Origin of the sequence: Achromobacter arsenitoxydans SY8 (assembly GCF_000236785.1) — a bacterium.
In the GTDB taxonomy this organism is placed as follows: domain Bacteria; phylum Pseudomonadota; class Gammaproteobacteria; order Burkholderiales; family Burkholderiaceae_B; genus Achromobacter; species Achromobacter arsenitoxydans.
Map to the genome: position 1 here is coordinate 1 of NZ_AGUF01000090.1, position 16,451 is coordinate 16,451.

Here is a 16,451-nt window from a genome sequence, read left to right on the forward strand (position 1 = left end):
GGATGGGCTGCTTGCCGGGGACGCGCCGGTGGGCGCGGGGGTGGCGGTTGCGCTGGCGCCCGCATCGGCGCTTGCCGTGGCGCCCGCGTTTGTGCTTGCGGTTGCGCTTGCGGTTGCGGTTGCGCTTGCGCTTGCGTTTGGCCCCGTTGCGGCGGACGCGCCAGCTCCGGCGCTGGCGTCAGCTCCCGCGGCTGCATCCACGCGGGTGTCAGCGCTTGCGCCGGCATTCGCATTTTGTCCGGCAGGCGCGGATGCGCTGACTCCTGCGGTCGCTCCTGTCGCTGCGCCTGAACCTGCGTCGGCGCTTGTGGTTGCCACACCGGCGGAGCTTGCCGCCGGGTCCGAGACAACACGGGCGTCAGCGCCCGGCGCCGTCGCGGCGCCCGGCCCGGAGGCCACGGCTGGCGCGCTAGCCGCCGCCGCGCCGCTGTTTGATGTTGAGGCGCCGACGGCGGCGTCCGTGCCAACGCCCGCGCCCGCGATGCCGGCGCCAGCCCCGGACTGCATGCTGGGCAGGCCGGCGCCTTGCGCCACGCCAGCCGACCCGGAGCCCGGCACGAAGCCGGGCGTTTGCGCGGACACCTGCCCCAGGGATGGCGTGGTGTTGAGCGCGGCATCGGATGCCGGCAGCGTCGGCGCACCGTTCGGCAAAGTGCCGGATCCGGTGAGCGGCGGCGCGCCGTTCAAGACTGCGTCCGATCCCGAGATCGCTGGCGCAGCGCTCAATACGGGGTCTGATGCGGAGATCGCGGGACCGCCCTGCAGCGCGGCGTCCGGTCCCGGCACTGATGCTGTAGCGGGCATCGCGTCAGACGTTGCCAATGCGGAAGACGTGCCGCCCGGCATGATGGCCGACGCGGAAGCGGGCGGGGCGCTCTGCGCATACGCACCGGATGCGGAGAACGCGGCGTCGGTCCCCCCGTGCGCCGGGGCGGCGGCGACTGCCGAAAAGTCGCCGCTCGCGACGCCGGGCGCGGTCGCGACGGAAGGCGAGGCGATAGATGGCATCTCGGCCAGGAAGGGCGAGCCGCCGTCCGCTGGGGTTGCGGCGGAAACCAGCCGTCCGGCATCGCTGGCCGCCGATGCCGTGGCGCTGAGCAGGCTGCCCGCGCCCGCGGCAATCGTTGCGAGCAATGCCGCATTCGGCAGCGCGGCCGGGGCGGACGTGGCGGTATCGCTGCCCGATCCGTGTTGCGCGTTGCCGCCTGTCGAAGCCGGGGGAGGAAGCGTGGAGCGGCTGAGGCCGTCGAAGGCCGGTTTGCCGGAGGAAGGCAAGGAGGTCGCGGTCGAATGGTCAGAGCGGCCGGCGGCGAACAGCCCCGCCGCGGCTTGCGCGGTCTGCTCGGCCTCAGCCGCTGCGGGTCGCGAATTGTCCATGGCAGGCGCGGCATCGGCGTGCATCGTTGTGCCGGCTGCCGCGGGGCTCGCATAGAGGGTAGAGGCGCTGGGCATAGCGTCGCGCGGCGCGTCAGCGCCCGGCGCATCGGCGCCCGGCGCACCGGCGCTCGACGCATCGGCGCCCGAAGCATCAGCGCGGCGGCCGTCGTCGTCGACATGGGATCGCGCGGACTCGGCCGCCGTCATCGCGCCGGCAACGGCCGCCAGCATGCCTGTCGTCACGGCCGATCCGCCTGTACGTCCCGCATCCAGCCACGAGGCGTCTGCGGCGCGGCTTTCGAGGGACGGCGAGGCTTGTAGGGGAGAGGCGGAGACCGCTGGCGCAGCGGAGCGTTCCATGGCTGTAGAGGCGGCGGTGAGCGTGGCGCTCGCCGGATCCATGGCGGCCTTCGCGGCGTCGGGCGAAACCGCTTGCGAATCCCGAGCGTGCGCCGAAGCCGGGTTACGGGCTGACTCCGAACTTTGGCCGCGCGCGGTCTGGGGCGCATCGCCAGGGGCAGCGGTGCGTGCTGCATCCTGCGCGGTATTCAAGATGGCGGCGGACGGCAAGGCGCCGGCGCGGCTTTGCGCCAAGGCTCCCGTGGCGGCGATGCCTGCGCCCATATGGGCGCCCGCGGAGCTGGCAGCCAGGCCTGCGCCCACGATGGCGTCCGGGGCGCTTGCTGCCAGTCCCGTCGCATTGCTGGCGTCTGTTGCCGTTGCGGTCAGGTCCGAACCGCGGCTGGCGCCCGTTGCGTCAGCGAGCAGGCCCGTTTCCGTGTTGACTCCCGCTTCTGCTGCGGTCAGGCCGGCGCCGGCCGTTGCGTTCATCGCTCCAGGTGCAAGCGCTGCGGCGGCGCTGGCCCCGGCTGCGTCGGCGGCAAGGCCTGCGCCAGCGGACGCGCTGGAAGTTCCAGCGGAGAGACTTGCGGCGGCGCTCGCGCCTGTCGCGTCCGCGGCGAAGCCCGGGCCCGCCGTCACGCCCATGGCGCCGGAGGCGACGCCTGCCGCTGCGCCTGCGTCCATGGCCTGCGCGGAGAGACTCGGGGCAGCGCCCGCGACGTCACCTGCTGAGGTAAAGCCTGCGACCGCGCCTGCACCTGCCGCGCTGGCCGCCACCCCCGCGCCGGCGGTTGCCGGCATGGCGCTGGCGGCGACACCGGCCGCCGCTCCCGAGGACGCGAGCGAAGATGCGCCAGTGGTCGCGGCGGCGCCGCTGAAGGCGCTGCCCGCCACTGCTTCCGAGGCCGGGGAGGCTGCAGCCGACGTTGTGGCGGCTTGCATTGGCGCTGCGCCGGCGGACGGCGCGGACGCCACGGAAGTTTCGGACGTCGCGGACGTCGCCGCGCTGGCCGAAGGCGTTGCGGATGCCGTTGGCGCCGCAGTTCCGGGCGCAGATGCCGACGCGGGGGCGGAGACCGAACCCGGCGCCGCAGCGGCGTCCGCCGTCATGGTCGTGTTCGCAGCGGCGTCCGCCGTCATGGTCGTGTTCGTGGCGGCTGGCGGTGTCGCTGCGGACTGCGTTGCGGGTTGCGTTGCGTGTGCGGCCGTCGCGGCGCCTTGCGCGCCGTCCGTTCCGGTTCCGGTTCCGGCGCCGGCCGCGTGCATCGCCGGCGCGGCCGATGCAGGGCTGGCAGCGTCCGGGGCCGGGGCTGCCTGCGCGGCCGCTCCCGACGCGGCCGGTCCCGAGGCCGCTGCGCCACCGGCTGCGGCCGTTGCGCCTGCGCCGCCGGCAACGCCTGCGGCCGCCGTTGCGCCATCGGCTTCGCCGGCAGCCGCGGTCGCGTTGGCGCCGACCGCCGCGCCATCTGTCGCGCTGGCGGCTGCGGCAGAGCTGGCTCCCAAGTTCGCGCCCGCGTCGGCGCCGGCTCCCAAGCCCGCGCCGGCGTCGGCGGTCCCTGCTCCGATCCCCGCCAGTCCCGCCGCGCTGCTGATCATCCCGGACGCGCCTTCGGGCGCGACCGATGCCAGCATGTCTGTGGCGGCGGGCAGGGCGGACATCGGGTTCTTGATGAGGTCGGCCGCCTTGGAGACCGCGCCCGCAGCGGACGCGGCGCCGTCCAGCATGCCGCCTGCGCCAGGCGCCACCGCGCCCAGCAGGCCCTTGGCGGCCGGCAGCGCCGACATGGGGTTCGCAACCATCGCCTGCGCTTGCGACACCAGGCCCATGGTGTTCTTGGCCGTGTTCAGCAGGCCGCCCACGGCGGGGCTCGCGCTGCCCAGCAGGCCCGGGGCGGCGGACAGCGCGCTCATCGGATTCTTCGCCATGCTGGCCAGCGAACTCGCCTGGCCGGCAAGCTGCGACAGTTTCCCGGCCGCGCCGGCGGCGGTCTTGCCCAGCTCGCTCAAGCCGCCAGGCATGATGTCGCCCATTGCGCCCAGGCCCGCGCCCGCGCCGCTGGCGCCCGTCGCGCCGCCAAAGCCCGCCATCAGGCTGGCCCCGGCCTTCTTCGCGGCCGTGGCGAAGGCGCCGTCCTTGTGCACCAGCTCCGCGCTCACGATCAGCGGATCATCGACGGTCGTGCTGGGCAAGGCGGGCAGGCTGGCGGCGTCGCTGCCGGGCCCGACGAAGTTGTGCGTGGCGCCCTTCACCGAAAACAGGCCAGGACCCTTGAACACGATGTCCGCGCCATCGAGGGTGACGCTGCCGCCCGCCGCTTGCAGGGTGACGCGCTGGTTGCCCAGGATTTCGATGCCTTCGGCCGACGAGGTCACGGTGATGTCCTGCCCCGCCAGCGCTTCCAGGATGTCGGTGTGGGCATGCAGGGATACGGGCGCCTGCGCAGAGATCGCGCGGATCGGACCTTGCTGCGCGAACACGCTCGCGGACCGGGCCGAGACGGCGGCGTACGTCTGCGTGGCGGCCACATGCGCATCGGATTGCGCGGTGGCATGCAGATGTTCGCCCGCGTGCAGCACGGCGCTGGCCGGCGTGGCGAGGTTCAGCGTATTGGGCGCATCGACCAGCAGGTGCGGGCCATTGATGCGTTCGATATGGGCGTCGGCCGTGCGTAGTCCGTTGACGGCCTTGCCTGCGGACTGCCCATTGACCTGAGTTGGGTAGCGGCCGTCCTGCTCCGGGTCCAGCGCCTTGATCAGTTCGTCATAGCCTTCGGCCGCCGCCAGGGGGCGCGCCTGATGCTGGCTGGCGCTGTCGTTGAGCCGGCGCGAGGCGTCCTGCGCGCCGCGCAGCAGCAGCAGCGCCTCCTGGGCGTCAGCCTGCGTCGACTTGCCTTGTTCGCGCGCCGTGGCCGACACCAGCATGCCCTGGCCCGAGCGCACCACGGCCCAGGCGTCCGAGCGCAGCTCGAAACCCGTGCCGCGCCATTGACCCCGGCTGGCGTCGTCCAGGCCTTGTTCCACGAGATGACCCAGGCCCAGCTGTGTGGCCGCGGTGGAACTGGCCAGCCGCGTGCGCAGCTTGCCCTTGGTGTCGTCAAAGAGCCACTGGTTGCGGCCCGCGCCGTCCAGCCCCTGGCTATGCCAGCCGCTCAGCACGCCCGCGTGATTGGCGTCGCCGTTCTCTCCCGCGGACCACGGCGGCAGGTCTGCGTCGTTGTAGAGCTGGCCCGCCACGACAGGCTGGTCGATATCGCCATCAATAAATTCGACGATGACTTCGGTGCCGCCGCGCGGCAGATGATGGGCGCCCCAGTTCGGCCCCGCCTGGGCGCTGGCCACGCGCAGCCAGGTGCCGGACCGGTCGTCGCCGGGCGCGTTGCCGCTGGCGTCGCCATGGGTGCGATGCGGCAGGCCGCCCGTCAGCGGCTTCTCGCCGCGTTGCCACGGAAACTGCACCTTGACGCGCAGGTCGCGGTCGGACGTGACGGGCGCATCGTTGGCGCTGACCACCACGGCGGCCAGGCCTTCGGGCGCCGTGGGCCGGGCGCGCCAGGCAGGCATCAGCGCCGCCGCCTCGGGCTGCGCGCTGAACCGGTTGCGATAGGTGCCGCGCTCCATGTCCGGCGTGTTCAGGACCTGCGCGGCCTGGCCGCCCAGATTGTTGGTGGCTTCGTGGGTGACGTCCACCAGTACGTATCGGTTGCCGGCAAGCTCGTCGATGGCCTGCCCGCCGCCGCCCTGGGCGTAGCGGTCGTGCTGGCTCAACGCGAAGATCCGGCCCGGGGCCAACGAGCGGGCCGTGCCGGCGCCGTCGAACCGGACCAGCCGCGACTCGTGCGCGCGCAGCGAACGCGCTACGCCCTGTTCGGCGGCGTCGTCATCGGCATAGCGGCCATGGCCCGCGTAGTCGTAGTCCTCCAGCACGGGCAATGCTTCGACCCGGGCCTGCGATTGCGATTGGGCGGCATGCGCCGTCAACGAGCGTTCGTTCCAGGCCGCGCGGGCCACGCTGCTCGGGCGCACGGACTGCGCGGCGGCAAAGCGCGTAATGCTGTCGCTGGTTTCCGTGGCGTCGCTGCGATGAAAGCGCAGCGGCGACGACGGGTCTTCCGGGCGCGCCGCGTCGGCGTCGAAGATCACCACGCGATGCCGCGCGCCGCCTCCGGCGCTCTGGCCATCATCCTGCTGGTGCTCGAAGCGGTAGCACAGGCCGGCTTCCGCCAGGATGCGCTGCACGAATTCCAGGTCCGATTCCCGGTACTGCGTGCACAGGGGACGAGGCTTGGGCGCATCGGTAAGCTCGAAGGCGAACGCCGCCTGGGGATAATCCGAAAACACCTCGCTGACGATGTCTTGCACCGACAGGTCCTGGTAAACGAAGCTGTCGCGGCGCAGGGCCAGCGCAGCCATCCACGGTGCTGCATGCAGACGATAGCGGGCCAGGCCGCCATCGGCCCCCAGCGCATCCACGCCTTCCACCACGGCGTGCCAGCGCCGCATCGAGCCGTCGGCCTGAAGCAGGCTGACGCTGATCTCCTTGCCCAGCAAGGCCGCCACGTCCAGTTCGGCGCTGGCCGCCAGGCAATCCAGCGTCAGCGAGAACAGGCGAGAGACGCCTTCGCGCAGGCTCATGTGCTCGACCACCAGTTCGGCGTCCAGCTCCGTGGTCAGGCGCAGCAGGCGCGCCTGTTGCGACAGGGTGGCGATGTTCAGCGTAGAGTAGGCCGGGGCGTTGGAAGGCAAGGCGTTCATAGGGCTGGGCGGTGTTCGATCGGCGGGGCCGAAGGCGCGCGCGGGGCGCCGGAAGGGACGGGGGCTTGCGTGCGCGGCCCGCGCAAAATGCTGCTTTTCACGTGTCGCGCGGGTGGCGCGACGGGCGTGCGTGGGCCGTGCGGGTTCTGCCTGCTGCCGCTAGGGCAGCGAAATCGTCAAATGCGCCGCGCGCGGGCCCAGTTTGACGATGTCGTGATAGGGCGCCATTGCGGTCTGCATTTCGGTGTTCAGGAAGTGGCCCATGCCCAGGAAAGCAAGCAGGCCCAGCAACGCGAACAGCGCCATGACCGACCACAGCGGCACGTCGCGCTTGAGTGTGTGCGCCACCTTGTCGGGCAGCGGCCAGTGCGGCGCGAAGCCGGTGCGCTTGCCGCGCAACAGCGCGATTTCGTCGCCCAGCCGCGCCGTCAGATAGCCCAGCTTTTCCTGGCCTTCTATCAGGTACTTGCCCTGGAAACCCAGCAGCAGGCACATGTAGTAGATCTCCAGCGATTGCAGGCGCGGCGCGCCCTGCGCGCGCAGGTCTTCGAGCCGGGCGAAGAAGTTCTCGCCCGCCAGTTGTTCGCCGAACAGCGTGAGCTGCAAAGGCTGGAGCATCCAGGCATCGCGAATCGCGAAGCGGGAATTCAGCACGGTCTCGTCCACGGCGGCGCAGAACGCGTACTTGGTGGCGTATACGTCCTCGGCGGCAATGTCCATCTTCTTGGCGGCGCGCTCGTAGTCCGCCAGGAATTGCTGCACGCGCGCGGAGAAGGCGGCCGCGTCGGTGGGCTCCTGTCCGCTCTTGAGCAGGAACAGCATCAGGAAGCCGTCATACAGCAGATCCAGCAATGACTTGGCGGGGCGGCTTGCGTGAAATTCAGCCGCGCGCGGCGGCAGCGTTGCGCCAGGCATCAGGGAAGGGGCGTCAGCGGTCATGGCGGTGTGGTTCCTGTCAGCGGGTCACTGCGATCAAATCCAGCTTGAGTTCGGGAATGCCGGCGGGGGCGTAGATGGCGATGCTGCGCGCCTGCAGCATGCGGTCATACAGCGAGCCGCGCGTCTGCAAGGCGAAATAGACGGCGCCCGGCTTGACGGGCACGGCGGGGGGCACCTGAGGCGTGTAGGCGAGCGGCACGCCCGGCATGGCTGACAGCACCAGCTTGTCCACGTCTTCGGGCGCGCCCACCTTGAAGCGCATGGGCACGCTTTCCGACAGCTCGGCGGCTGGCATCGCCGCCTGCACCGCGAGGTACAGCGAGGTGGTGTCGTCCAGTTTTTCCGAGTCGAGCCGGCCCATGTGGAACGAGGGGCGCAGCTCTTCGAGCACGATGGAGAAGTAACGCGTCGAGATCACGGTTTCCAGCAGGTCGCGCAGGATCTCGTCCATGCGGGCGAACGCCGGTCCGGGCGCGTCGTGGCGATACACGGGCAGGTCCGCCAGCGTGTGCACCTTGGAAAACGTCATCAGCGCGCCCGCCAGCCGCGCCAGTTCCTGGAACAGGCGCTCGGGATGCAGCTGGGGGTGATGGAACAGGTGAGACAGCGTGGCATAGGCTTCGTTGGCGGTGTGCAGCAGCCAGAACGAGGCGACGTCGCCCGAGCGGAACTCGATGATGTTCTTGCTGGGTTCGCGATGAAAGCCGTAGAGCGCGTTGACCTTGGCCTGCAGGGCGTCCAGCAGCCGGCGCAACTGCTCGTGCAGCGCGCCCGAGGCCGTCAGCGACAGGCTGGGCGCGATGAATGTGGCGTCCAGTTCGTAGCCCGCGCTGGCGGTGCGCCGTACGCGCGCGACGGGAATCGCCAGCAGTTCGTCGCGCGGCTCGAACTCGGAAATCAGCCGCACGTCCTTGCGCAGGAATGCAAGCTCCGCGGTGGTGGCGCCGGTATAGAGATCGGGCGCGGGCGTGTTGTTGTGCGTGTAGCGCGTGTCGAAGCCGCCCGTCGCCTGCGCGTCGCGGTAGTTGCCGCCTATCGCCTTCAGGGGATGGATCGCCAGGTAGAACACGGCTTCACTCACGCCATCCAGCGCCGTCAGGGCAACGGGCGGCGGCAGCTCGTCGCCATGCGGCGCGCTATAGAGTTCGCCATCCGGAAACACCGCGCTCATTTCGGTGGCGCGCAGCATGCCGTTGGCGAGCGCCGAAGCATCGAAGCGCGCGGAACGCAGGCCCCATGCATAGGGGTGCAGCGCCCGGGCCATCTCGGCCAGCCGGTCTTCGTGATATGCGTCCTGCCGCTGGAAATGCTGCGGGCGCAGGAACAAACCTTCGCCCCAGAGGACTTTGGCTGAGTAACTCAAAATTGGCGCTCCCTCTTTCGTCTTTCTTGGTGTCTATATCGCTATATAGATAGAAGGTTGGATGGACGGCGGGCGGCGATGCGCGTCAACCTGGACACTGCACGCCGGACAGGCGTGACGGATCGTAGGTGGGTATGCCCGCCGGCAACGTGGGTTTGCCCGTGGCCACCGTCAGCGCGCATGCATGCGCGCCCAGGACGATGCCGGTGTCTTCCGCGTCTTCGACCTTGAATACGTACTTCCAACGCATCGGCGCAGGGGCATAAAACAGCCCGGCGACGGCGATGTAATCCGCCAGCTTGGGGACTTTTTCGACGGTTTCGTAACGCTGTCCCGGCGTAAGCGTGAGCTCGCGCGAACCCAGCAACGATTCCCCCAGCGCCGCTTTCTCCCCGGCAGTGTCTATCAATTGCGTGAGCGGCGCACGCTGGAATTGCTCAGGATTCTTCAGGTAGTATATTTTTGTAACTACAGCCATCGACTGGCCGCTGCCGGCATTCAAATTTTCTCCGGCATGAATCGCCAAATTCACCTCCACGGGCGCGTTTTCGGGCTTTTTCAGGCCCGCCATTTCCATCGCGTTACCCGTCAAACCTGCAACCGCGCCAATGGCCGAAACGGCCGCACATCCAGTAACGGCGGTGCTTGCGAGCGCGCACGTCAAGACTGCGAACAAACGTGATAAATGGATAAGTTTGGACATGGCCCTTTATACCGGAACTGTGTGAAGCAATACAGATCGCAGCATGATGCGTGCAGATTCGACGCAAGTAACATGAAGACACTCGCTGTAGCGCTGCGCTAACAAAAGGTTGTTGAAATACGGCCCCTAGTTACAACCTTGCTAGGTGCTTAAAAATGGCCTTCCCCCGCCTCGTTGTTATTGCAGGTGTCGTTGCATTAATGGCCGGCTGCGCGTCCGTCAAACCGCAGTCGGAAGCTGAATACAAACAATCCATGGCTGCAGCGGAAAAGACGCTGGAGCAGAAGGACGCCGACCAGGCCGCCGCGCAGTTTGAAGAGATCGCGCAGCGCAATCCGTCCAAGGGCGCGCCGTGGTCCTACATCGCGAAGATCCGGTTTGACCAACAGAAGTACGGCCAGGCGATCGTGGCCGCCGATGAAACCCTGAACCGCGATCCGGACGACTTCGTGGCGAAGTCGGTGCGCGCTGTCGGCGGCCTGCGAGTGGCCATGCAGTCGCTGGCCGATCTGCGCGCGGACGCGCTGCTGGCCGGCAACGCCCGGGCGGACGCCGTCGCGCTGGCCGCGTCGATGCGCGAAACGCTGGGCCAGGACGTGCTGTTCCCCGAGGGCCGCCGTCCGCCGCCGCGTCCGCGCCCGCCGCGCAAGGCTGATCCGGCCACGCCTTCCGCCTCCGTGCCGGCCGCCGGTTCGGCTGCCGCCGCGCAGTCGGCGACGGCGCCCGCTACCCCGCCGGCCGCCTCGACCGCACGTACGCCCGCGGCTTCGCCGTCCACGCAGCAACCCGCCAACCCGCCTGCCCAGCAGCCCAACCGCGCGCCGAATCCGTTCGGCGACCTGCTTACCAAGTGATTCGCCGGGGAGCGCGCCGCCCCTTGCGGCGCGCCCCTGACCGACCGACAAGATCCTTTGCACGGAGCCTTCCATGGCCAAGAAAGAAAGCGTTCAGAAACGATTGCAGAAAGTCCGTCCGCCGCGCGTTCAGCTCACGTATGACGTGGAGAAGGGCGACGCCATCGAACAGAAGGAGCTTCCCTTCGTGGTCGGCGTGGTGGGCGACTTTTCGGCGCAGTCCGAAGCCGAGCTGCCCCGCCTGAAGGACCGCAAGTTCGTCAACATTGATGTCGATAATTTCGACGATGTGATGCGCGGGCTGGAGCCGCGCGCGGCGTACCGGGTAAAGAACCGCCTGACCGACGAGGGCGGCACGTTCGGCGTCGACATGAAGTTCCGTTCCATCGAGGACTTCCGTCCGGAGGCCGTGGTGCAGCAGGTGGACCCGCTGCGCGAGCTGCTGGACATCCGCACCAAGCTGGCCGATCTGCGCAACAAGCTGGCCGGCAACGACAAGCTTGAAGACCTGCTGGGCGAAGTCCTGACCAGTACCGAAAAGCTGCAACAGCTGACCAGCGAGACCGACAAGGGAGGCCGCAATGAGTAATTCCGCCGCCGCGCAAAACACCGCCGCCGCCGCCGCCGAAGCGCAGGGCGGGCTGCTGGACCAGATCGTCGAGCAAAGCCGCGTCGCCAAGTCCACCGCCGAACACGATCGCGCCAAGGACATCATTGGCGAGCTGGTGCGTGAAGTCATGAAGGGCACCGTGGTGGTGTCCGACAACCTGTCGGCGATGCTGGACGCGCGCGTCGCCGAGCTGGACCGCCTGATCTCGGCCCAGCTCAGCGAAGTGATGCACGCGCCCGAGTTCCAGAACCTGGAAAGCACCTGGCGCGGCCTGCACTACCTGTGCCAGGAGACCGACACCAGCCCGATGCTGAAGATCAAGGTGCTGAACGCCACCAAGCGCGACCTGGTCCGCGACTTCCAGACCGCGATCGACTTTGATCAGAGCCTGATGTTCAAGAAAGTGTACGAAGAGGAATTCGGCACATTCGGCGGGGCTCCGTTCGGCGCGCTGCTGGGCAATTTCGAGATCACGCGCCAGCCCGAGGACATGTACTTCATCGAGCAGATGTCGCACGTGGCCGCCGCTTCGCACGCGCCGTTCATCGCCTCGGCTTCGCCCGAGCTGCTGGGGCTGGACAGCTTCGCCGACCTGGGCCGCCCGCGCGACCTGGCCAAGGTGTTCGACACCGTGGAATACACCAAGTGGCGCAGCTTCCGCGACTCGGAAGACTCGCGCTATGTCGGTCTGACCATGCCGCGCTTTCTGGGCCGCCTGCCGTACGACCCGGTAGAGGGCACCACGGTCGAAGGCTTCAACTTTGTCGAGGACGTGGATGGCACCGACCATTCCAAGTACCTCTGGTGCAACGCGGCGTGGGCCTTTGGCGCACGCCTGACGGCGGCATTCGCCGACTTTGGCTGGTGCGCGGCGATCCGCGGCGTGGAAGGCGGCGGGCTGGTGGAGAACCTGCCCACGCATACCTTCAAGACGGACGACGGCGAAATCGCGCTCAAGTGCCCGACCGAAATCGCCATCACCGACCGGCGTGAAAAAGAGCTGAGCGACCAGGGGCTGATCCCGCTGGTGCACTGCAAGAACTCGGATTACGCGGCCTTCTTCGGCGCCCAGTCGGTGCAGAAGGCCAAGAAGTACAACACGGACAGCGCCAACGCCAATGCGGTGTTGTCGGCGCAGCTGCAATACATCTTCTCGGTATCGCGCGTGGCGCACTACCTGAAGGCGATGATGCGCGACAAGATCGGCAGCTTCGCGTCGGCGCAGTCCGTAGAGAGTTTCCTGAATCGCTGGGTGTCGCAGTATGTGCTGCTGGACGACAACGCGACGCAGGAACAAAAGGCGCAGTTCCCGCTGCGCGAAGCTTCGGTGCAAGTGGCCGAGGTGCCCGGCCGTCCTGGCGTCTTCCGCGCCGTGGCGTTCCTGCGGCCGCATTTCCAGCTTGACGAACTCTCGATTTCCTTGCGCCTGGTTGCCGAACTGCCGGCCCAGGCCCAGAAATCCTGAGCGTCATTGCACTGACAACTCATCCATTAAAAGAGGTTATCAACAATGAAGGACATCTACGTCAAGTTCGGCAATCCGGCGCTCAAGGGCGAGTCGCAAGACAAGGACCACCCGGACTGGATCGAAGTCAGCTCGTGGCGCCACGAGATCATCCAGCCGCGTTCGGCCACCGCTTCGACCTCGGGCGGCCACACCGCCGAGCGCACCGAACATGGGGAAATGGTCTTCACCAAGGACCTGGACGTCGTCAGCCCGCTGCTGTATCAGCACGCGTCGGGCGGCACCACCTTCGACGAAGTCACCATCGACTTCCTGCGCGCGGACGGCGAGGGCAACCGCGTCAAGTACCTCGAGATCAAGCTGAAGTACGTGATCATCGCCCGCGTGGCGCCGGAAGTGGTGGCCGAAGGCCTGCCGCACGAGTCGTTCTCGCTGAAGTACGCCGCCGTGCAGTGGAAGTACACGCAGCAGAAGGTGGGCGGCAATCAGGGCGGCAACGCCCAGGGCGCCTGGAGCCTGACCAAGAACGACAAGACCTACTCGGTCTGATCGCGGCAAGGCAGTTAGGAAGACCGCGGCCCGGCCGGGTCGCAGTCTTTTTTATTTGAGGCCCCGATGAAAGGATTCGAACCGAGTCTCTTCGACAAGCTGTTCGAAGCAGAGGGCCAGTCGCCCTACGCCTTGCGCCGCTTGTCGATCGAGGAAATGAAAGAGACGGTGGCGCGAGATATCGAGGCCCTGCTGAACACCCGCATGGTGTTCACCGAGGAGGATCTCAGGCGCTACCCGCACTGCCAGCGCTCGCTGCTGACGTACGGGCTGTCGGATTTCTCCGGGCTGAGCCTGGCAAGCCATTACGACCGCGAATTCATCTGCCGTTCGCTGGAACAGGCGATTGCGCGGCACGAGCCCCGGCTGACGCATGTGCGGGTCATGCTGCAAGTCGATGGCCGGGCGACCTCGGTGCTGTACTTCGCGATTACGGCCATGCTGGACGTGGGGCCCGCCCACGAGCCCGTGACCTTCGACGCGACGTTGCAGCCGTCGACCCTGCAGTACTCCGTGACCAAGGGCTGGGCCAAAAGCCCGGCCACGGTCTGACGCCTCAAGCCGTGGTGCAGGTGCGCTGACGCGCCGGACAGGAAGACATCAATGGAAGAATTGCTGCCCTATTACGAGCGGGAACTGGGCTTTCTGCGCACCTCGTCGCGCGACTTCGCCGAGCGCTATCCGAAGATCGCCGCCCGGCTGGGGCTGTCGGGCGAGACTTGCGAAGATCCGCACGTCGAACGCATGATCGAGTCGTTCGCCTTGCTGAGTGCCCGTATCAACAAGAAGCTGGACGACGACTACCCGGAATTCACCGAGGCGCTGTTCGAGGTGATGTACCCGCATTACCTGCGGCCGTTTCCCTCGTGCAGCGTGGCCCAGTTCGACCTGGGCGGCGCGGGCGCCCAACTGACCGCGCCGGTGCGCATCGGCCGGGGCACGGAACTGAAATCCCACCCGGTGCGCGGCGTGGCGTGCCGTTTTCGGACGGCTTATGAGGTCACGCTGGCGCCCATCGAGGTGCAACGCGCCGCGTTTGTGTCCAGCGCCAATGCGCCGGCGACGGCCAAGCTGCCGGCCGGCGTCACCGGCCGCTTTTCGGTCACGCTGGGATGCATGGGCGAGAACCAGCACTTTGGCATGCCGGGCATCGACCGCCTGCGCGTCTATCTGCATGGCGAGCCGTCGTTTGTGGCGGCGCTGCGCGACGCCCTGTTCCTGCGCGCGGCGGCGGCCTATGTCGAGCTGCAACCCGGGCGCTGGGACCGCCTGCCCACGATCCCGCTGGCGCAGGTGGGGCTGGCCGAGGAAGATGCGCTGATCGACTTTCCGGCCAGTTCGCATCCGGCTTATCGCCTGCTGGCCGAATACTTCGTTTTTTCCGAGAAATTCAATTTCGTCGATATCGACCTGGCCGCGCTGCGCCCCTATCTGGGCACCGTGCGGCAATTTACGCTGCACCTGCCGGTGAGCGGGCTGCGCGCCGATTCCAACACGGCGCGGCTGCTGGAGTCGACGTCGTCGGACAACCTGCGCCTGGGCTGCACGCCGGTGGTGAATCTGTTCAGCCAGCGCGCCGATCCCATCCGCGTGACGCATGCGGCGTCGTCATATCCCGTGGTGGCCGATGCGCGGCGCGCTTTTGGATATGAGGTTTACTCCATAGACCGGGTGCGGCAGGTGCGCCAGAACGCCCAGGGCGATTCGGTGGTGGACTTCCGTCCCTTCTATTCGCTGCATCACGGCGAGTCGCCGGAGTCCGCCGGTCATTACTGGACCATGCGGCGCGACGCCTCGATGGCGCAGCGCAGCCCCGGGTATGAAACCGAGATCTCGATTGTCGATATCGACTTTGATCCGTCGGTGCCGCAGACCGAAACGCTGAGCCTGGACCTGACCTGCACCAATCGCGACCTGCCGGCGCAGATCGCGGTGGGCCAGTCTGGGGGCGACCTGTTCCTGGAAGGCGGCACCGTCGCGCGCGCCATCCGTATGCTGCGCCGCCCGACCCACACGCACCGCTTCCAGCAGGGGCGCGCGGCGCACTGGCGCCTGATTTCGCACCTGGCGCTGAATCATCTTTCCCTGGTGCAAAGCGGTCTGCCCGCCTTGAAGGAAACGCTGCGCCTGTACGACCTGTCGGGGTCGGCGGTGGCGGCGCGCCAGATCGAAGGCCTGGTCGGCCTGGACTACAAGCCCGCCACGCACTGGATGCCCGGGGAACCCTTCGCCACGTTTGTGCGCGGCATCGAGATCCGGCTGACCGTCAACGAAGACCATTTCGTGGGCACGAGCCTGCATACCTTCGTGGCCGTCATCAACCGGTTCTTTGGCCTGTACGTGCACGCCAACAGTTTCGTGCAGTTGGTCGTGTTGTCGCGCCGCGGCGCAGAGGAATTACTACGATGCCCCCCATGCAACGGCGACGCCATCCTAGCGTGATGGACGCGCTGCTGGCTGAGCCGCAGCGCTTCAAGTTTTTCCAGGCGGTGCGCCTGCTGGAGCAGTGCTTTGCGCGGCAGGAGCGCGGCGCGACTCGCCACACGGTGCCAGTGCATCTGCGCTTTCCCAATGCGCCCGGGCTGGGCTTTCCGCCCAGCGAAATCGTCGACGCCGTGGCGTACGACAAGAACGGCGAAGTGCTGGCCGACGAAGCGGCGCGCCAGGCCGCCGTGGCCGAAGGCCGGCTGGGCCGCGTGGACGTCACGCCGGCGTTCTTCGGGCTGCTGGGCGGGCAGGGCGCGTTGCCGCTGCATTATTCCGAGATGCTGGCGCATCGCGAGAGCCTGCGGCGCGACCGGGGCGCGCGCGCCTTCTTCGACATTTTTTCGAACCGGGCGGCGGCGCTGTTCTACACCGCGTGGAAGAAGTACCGCATGCCGCTGCGGCACGAAGGCGAGCAGGACCATCATTACCTGCCGCTGTTGCTGGCGCTGGGCGGCATCGGCCACCCGGCGCTGCGCGACCGGCTGCACAACGGCGCGGGCCGGGTGTTTGACGAGTCAGTAGCCCACTATGCCGCGGCCGCGCGCCAGCGGCCGGTGTCGGCGCCGTTTCTGCAGCGCGTGCTGCAGGATTACTTCGGCGTGCCGCTGCGGGTGGAACAGTTCGTGGGCCGCTGGTACGACGTGCCGCCGCAGAACCGTACGCGGCTGGGAGAGCCAGGCGCCGTGCTGGGCGTGTCCGCGCTGGCGGGCGATCGAATCTGGCAGCGCGACCTGCGCATCCGGCTGTGGATCGGCCCGTTGTCGCGCCAGGCCTATACCGACTTCCTGCCGGGCGGCGAGCGCGCGCAGGCGCTGGAGAAGCTGTTGACGATGTTCGGCGGCATGACCTTCGAATACGAGGTGCGGCTGGTGCTGGCGCGCGAGAGCGTCGCGCCCGCCCAGCTGGGCGAAGGCGGCGAGGCGCGGCTGGGCTGGAATTCGTTCCTGTGCTCCGGGCCGGCGACCGAGGACCGCGACGACGCCAGCTACGAATTGCACACCATTCATTGA

Annotated in this window: 11 protein-coding genes; 7 read left to right on the forward strand and 4 right to left on the reverse strand. The window is 68.2% G+C overall.

Going from position 1 to position 16,451, the window contains the following annotated elements; translation table 11 throughout:
* The 4 genes from tssI to tssJ all read right to left on the reverse strand — a co-directional run.
* Positions 1–6,471: type VI secretion system tip protein TssI/VgrG (gene tssI, locus KYC_RS28510; RefSeq protein WP_008168601.1), on the reverse strand; the 6,471-nt coding region annotated here is incomplete at its 3' end.
* A 159-nt stretch (positions 6,472–6,630) separates the two neighbouring features.
* The gene (gene icmH, locus KYC_RS27165; RefSeq protein ID WP_008168603.1) at positions 6,631–7,410 is read right to left on the reverse strand and encodes a type IVB secretion system protein IcmH/DotU; all 780 of its coding nucleotides are present in this window, start codon (positions 7,408–7,410) and stop codon (positions 6,631–6,633) included.
* A gap of 16 nt (positions 7,411–7,426) precedes the next feature.
* Positions 7,427–8,773, reverse strand: coding sequence for a type VI secretion system baseplate subunit TssK (gene tssK / locus KYC_RS27170; RefSeq protein WP_008168605.1), 1,347 nt, complete (start codon positions 8,771–8,773; stop codon positions 7,427–7,429).
* A gap of 85 nt (positions 8,774–8,858) precedes the next feature.
* A complete protein-coding gene (gene tssJ, locus KYC_RS27175; protein WP_081478124.1) occupies positions 8,859–9,476 on the reverse strand; it encodes a type VI secretion system lipoprotein TssJ in 618 nt (205 codons plus the stop codon).
* A 254-nt stretch (positions 9,477–9,730) separates the two neighbouring features.
* Here tssJ and KYC_RS27180 point away from each other — a divergent pair, with 254 nt between their 5' ends.
* The 7 genes from KYC_RS27180 to tssG all read left to right on the forward strand — a co-directional run bounded on the left by KYC_RS27180 (position 9,731) and on the right by tssG (position 16,451).
* A complete protein-coding gene (locus tag KYC_RS27180; protein ID WP_238532003.1) occupies positions 9,731–10,330 on the forward strand; it encodes a tetratricopeptide repeat protein in 600 nt (199 codons plus the stop codon).
* Positions 10,331–10,403: 73 nt separating this feature from the next.
* Positions 10,404–10,919, forward strand: coding sequence for a type VI secretion system contractile sheath small subunit (gene tssB, locus KYC_RS27185; RefSeq protein WP_008168611.1), 516 nt, complete (start codon positions 10,404–10,406; stop codon positions 10,917–10,919).
* On the forward strand, positions 10,912–12,405 hold the full coding sequence (tssC, locus tag KYC_RS27190; RefSeq protein ID WP_008168614.1) for a type VI secretion system contractile sheath large subunit: 1,494 nt from the start codon (positions 10,912–10,914) through the stop codon (positions 12,403–12,405). Before tssB ends, tssC begins: the two co-directional genes overlap by 8 nt.
* 45 nt (positions 12,406–12,450) lie before the next feature.
* Complete coding sequence (locus KYC_RS27195; protein ID WP_006226591.1) at positions 12,451–12,954, forward strand: Hcp family type VI secretion system effector; 504 nt, start codon at positions 12,451–12,453, stop codon at positions 12,952–12,954.
* A gap of 66 nt (positions 12,955–13,020) precedes the next feature.
* Positions 13,021–13,506, forward strand: coding sequence for a type VI secretion system baseplate subunit TssE (gene tssE, locus KYC_RS27200; protein WP_008168619.1), 486 nt, complete (start codon positions 13,021–13,023; stop codon positions 13,504–13,506).
* 51 nt (positions 13,507–13,557) lie between these two features.
* Positions 13,558–15,396: a type VI secretion system baseplate subunit TssF gene (tssF, locus tag KYC_RS27205; protein ID WP_008168621.1), complete on the forward strand. Its 1,839-nt coding sequence runs from the start codon at positions 13,558–13,560 to the stop codon at positions 15,394–15,396.
* Entirely contained in the window at positions 15,360–16,451 is a 1,092-nt protein-coding gene (tssG, locus tag KYC_RS27210; protein ID WP_043519398.1) for a type VI secretion system baseplate subunit TssG, read from the forward strand. The genes tssF and tssG overlap by 37 nt, the downstream gene beginning before the upstream one ends.